Source organism: Flectobacillus sp. (assembly GCF_049240685.1).
Lineage (GTDB): Bacteria > Bacteroidota > Bacteroidia > Cytophagales > Spirosomataceae > Flectobacillus.
In genome coordinates this window covers 1-4,044 of record NZ_JBMLSD010000505.1, presented here as the reverse complement: position 1 = coordinate 4,044, position 4,044 = coordinate 1, and the positions used below count along the sequence as shown (strand labels likewise).

1 protein-coding gene is annotated in these 4,044 nt (G+C 35.5%); it reads left to right on the top strand.

Going from position 1 to position 4,044, the window contains the following annotated elements; genetic code table 11:
• The first annotated feature begins 357 nt into the window (after positions 1-357).
• Positions 358-4,026 carry an ATP-binding protein gene (locus tag ACOVQ4_RS23470; protein ID WP_421823016.1) on the top strand — a complete coding sequence of 1,223 codons (3,669 nt, stop codon included), beginning with the start codon at positions 358-360 and terminating at the stop codon, positions 4,024-4,026.
• The last annotated feature ends 18 nt before the right edge of the window (positions 4,027-4,044 follow it).

Genomic DNA, 4,044 nt, shown 5'->3' with positions numbered 1-4,044 from the left:
CCGATACCTGAAAGCTTAAAGCACAATCTTAAACTTTATTTTGCGTACTAACTTAACATCCAGCATTGCTATAATACCCCCAACCCGAATTATTAAAATTAACGAATGCACTGTAATAATTTGATGTATGAATCCTTACTTCTCTAATACACAAATTGTTTATAGAAATAAGCTTCTTTAAAACCCAAATCACATTCGGTTCGCTTTTTGCTATACCTGAGTAAAAACGCTGAAATTTGATTTTAAAGAAACTTTTGCAATAATTATTTAAAGTTATAGACATCATACATGGTAATACATTTACAATCATTTATTAGGTTTATCGTACAGAAAAGAAAGATTTTTCTTGGCTTAGCCATGCTCACTTTTGGCTTGGCGTTTTTGGTGTATTTTTTGAGTGAAAAAGGCCCTGTTAGTGCCACCGAAGATAAATATTTGTATGATGTCCAACAAAAAGTGCAAGACGAAGTGAATGTTTCCCAGGAAGATATTCGAAAAATTATTACTACACTTCAAGCCTTGCCCCCCAAACCTCAATTTTCACAGTTTGCCATTCCAACGTCTCATCCCTATTTTATTTTTAAAAATCATACTTTAATTTATTGGTCTGATTCCAGATTTGTGCCTGACTATGAGAAAGTACGAGGTACCTATACGACTCGTTCATTTGATATTGACCAAAATAAGTTTGTGGTTAATCATGGACAAACTGGCGACTATGAAGTATTTTCATTAATCGAACTTTTTAGACTGTACGAGTCTGAAACGAATCATTTGAAGTCTACCTACAATCCAAATATTTTTTCGATAGACCCACAAAAATTGAATGTCGAAAAGTCTTCCAATCCGCATTTCAATATTTATACAGAAGACCAAATTTTTTTATTTGTCGTTACTCCTCCCAAAGCCGATAGTCTTAAAAATCAATCTATTCCTATCAATGTTATCGTACTGGGTGTATTGGGGTTGTTTTTACTTACTATTTTTGTTTTGAGTGTTATTTGGGTATTGAACCACGAACATCAATATGAGAAGGCTTTTGCTCTTTTGGCAGTTTATTTGCTTGGTTTGAGGGGTATCATGTTATTTTATTCTCTGCCTTTTATATTTTATGAAGGCAGTTTGTTTAATCCCAAATACTATGCTTCTTCGGCTATTGTGCCTTCCTTGGGAGATTTAATGCTCAATCTTTTTGTCGTATTTTTCTTGTTATTGTATTTAGTAAACTATTACTACAAAACGAAATTTTACCTATGGATGATGCACGTCTCTCAAACTCTCAAGATGCTTATTTCCAGTGTATTAGTGTTGTTGAGTTTTTATATCTACAAAAGCCTTTATTTCGTTTTAGTCAATATTTATATTTTTTCTCAATACCGACTAGACCTTTCTTTGAGTATCGATTTTTGGGATAGACCGCTCAAAGTTTCTTGCATCGGAATATTCATTCTTGTGAGTGTTGTCTATTTTTTGTCGACACACATATTGCTCAATTTGTTTATCAAGCTACTGCGACTGACCAAACCTTTGATATCCTACAGTTTACTTCTGACGATTTCTTTATTGTGCGTGGTGTTTTGTGCACTAGTTTCGGGTATAGGTTTAGAGATTTTAGTACTTCATGGACTGTACATCGGGCTGATTTGTTGGATGCAGTTTCCTAGTTATTTATATACTTTCAGATACCAAACTACCATTTACTTTTTTACGGCATCTATCATCTGTGCTGCTATGGCTACGAGTGTTGTTTACAATCAGGCTATCAGAAGAGATTTGGTAATGAAGCAACAACTCGGGAAAAAATACTTAGCCGAAAATGACGAAATAGGGGAGTTTCTGCTCAGTAAACTAATTACGCAGGTAAAAGGAGATACCGCCTTACTGAGGGTCATTAGAAACTCGGTACTACCACGCGAGGAGGTGCAGAATTATTTTAAGAAATCGTTATTGGATAATTATTTTGATTATTATGATGTTGAGATTTCGGTATTTGATCCTGCTGGAAATAGCTTAACAAATGTAGATGGCTCAATGAGTTATGCAAGCTATGAGCGTGAGTACAACAAAACCAAATACAAAACTTCTTATCCCGATTTGTTTTTTATCAATGAGCCACACAATGGATTTGTTAAGCAATATGTGGAGTTTATTCCCTTGGCTACTAGCTTTGACGAAAAAGTAGGATATATCGTACTTGATTTGAAAGAGCGCGATGGGATTACCAAAGATGCATTTTCTGACTTAACCATGACTGGTGGCTCTCAGCTTGAACTAGGTAATTTTAGTTTTGCTGTTTATGAAAATCGACATATTGTAAACTCAGGAGGAAAAGGTTATAATTACGAACACAAAATGCCTTTGGAAGTATTAAATAACCCTTTTCTGTTTACTGAAGGGGTTACTTATGGAGGGTTCAAGCATTTTGGGGTTATGGGTAAAAACTCTAGGAAAATTATTGTTTCGTCTGAGGAAATGACGCCATCTGGAATATACTCTAATTTTTCATTTCTGTTTCTTATCCTTGTTGTCACTATCATTTGCGTGATGCTGCTTTACTCTATGCGCTATGGTTTTACACGATTAAATGTAAGTTTAGCAACTAAGATACAGATTTATCTGAATGTGGCATTTTTACTACCTCTTATCTTGGTGGTGGGTATTACCTTAAGTATTATAGGAACCAAACTCGCCGAAAGTCAGTCGCAGTCTTATTTGAGTCAAACCGAAAATGTAAGCATTAGTGTTTGGCCAGCAGTCGAAAAATTTGCCCAAGGTCGAATGAGCAAAGAGTTTTTGTCTGATACCTTGACCAAAATTGTTTCTAATAGTAAAAAATTTGTCAGCATTTTTGATACTACAGGAAAGCTTTTGGCAACTAACAAAAGCCTGATGTACCAGACTAATATGGTCTCAAACTACCTCAATCCTGTAGCATTTACTAAATTAATTGAGGAAAAAGAGCTTAAAGTAAGCCTTAATGAACAACTGGGAAATATAAACTTTACAACTTCGTTTTTGGGAATGCGTTCGAATGAGGGTCGTCTGCTAGGCATTATTAGTATTCCTTTTTACGACTCTATGGTATGGTACGAAAAAGAAGTGAGTGCGGTGATAGGTTCGTTGCTCAATGCTTTTACGACTATTTTTGTAGTTTTGTTAATATTGTCATTTTTTGCTTCTAACGCCCTTACGGTACCATTAAGAATAATTACCAATAAACTTCGGAAAATCGATTTAAGTAAACCAAACGAAGCTCTAAGCTGGCGTTCGGACGATGAAATCGGCGTTTTGATTAAAGCCTATAACCACATGCTTGTCAAGTTGGAAGAATCCAAAATTGCACTTGCCGACTCAAATAAGCAATCGGCTTGGCAGCAAATGGCCAAACAAGTAGCACATGAAATTAAGAATCCGTTGACTCCTATGAAGCTCTCCTTGCAGCTTTTGCAACACAAACTTTCGAGAGGAGCCGTATTAGATACCGTACAGATAAAAGATCAAATAGATTCGCTAACTGGGCAAATAGATAACCTATCTTATATTGCTAACTCGTTTTCGGATTTTGCCCGTATGCCGATTCCAAAACAGGAAGTGTTTGACATTGTTGCCGAGGCCACAATGGTTATTAATTTATTTTTGGAAGATAAAACTATCAGACTAATTAAAGATATTCCTGCCAATTCGATATACGTAGTGGGAGATAGGCATTTGACAGGTAATATTATTAAAAATTTGATTGTCAATGCAATTCAATCAGTTCCATCTCATCGAAGTCCAATCATTACGGTAAGATTAATCAGGGGTATCGAAGCTATTACGTTTAGCGTAACCGATAACGGTATAGGTATTCCGGAAGAAGACCGCAGCAAAATTTTTATGCTTGATTTTAGTACGAAAGAACAGGGCTCTGGTGTAGGCTTGGCACTGGCAAAATGGGTTGTTGATAACGCCAAGGGAAGTATTTGGTTTGATACACAAACTAGTTTTGGTTCAACGTTTTATTTTACCTTGCCTTTGAATCAATAAGTTTTTATTTTTTAGGCA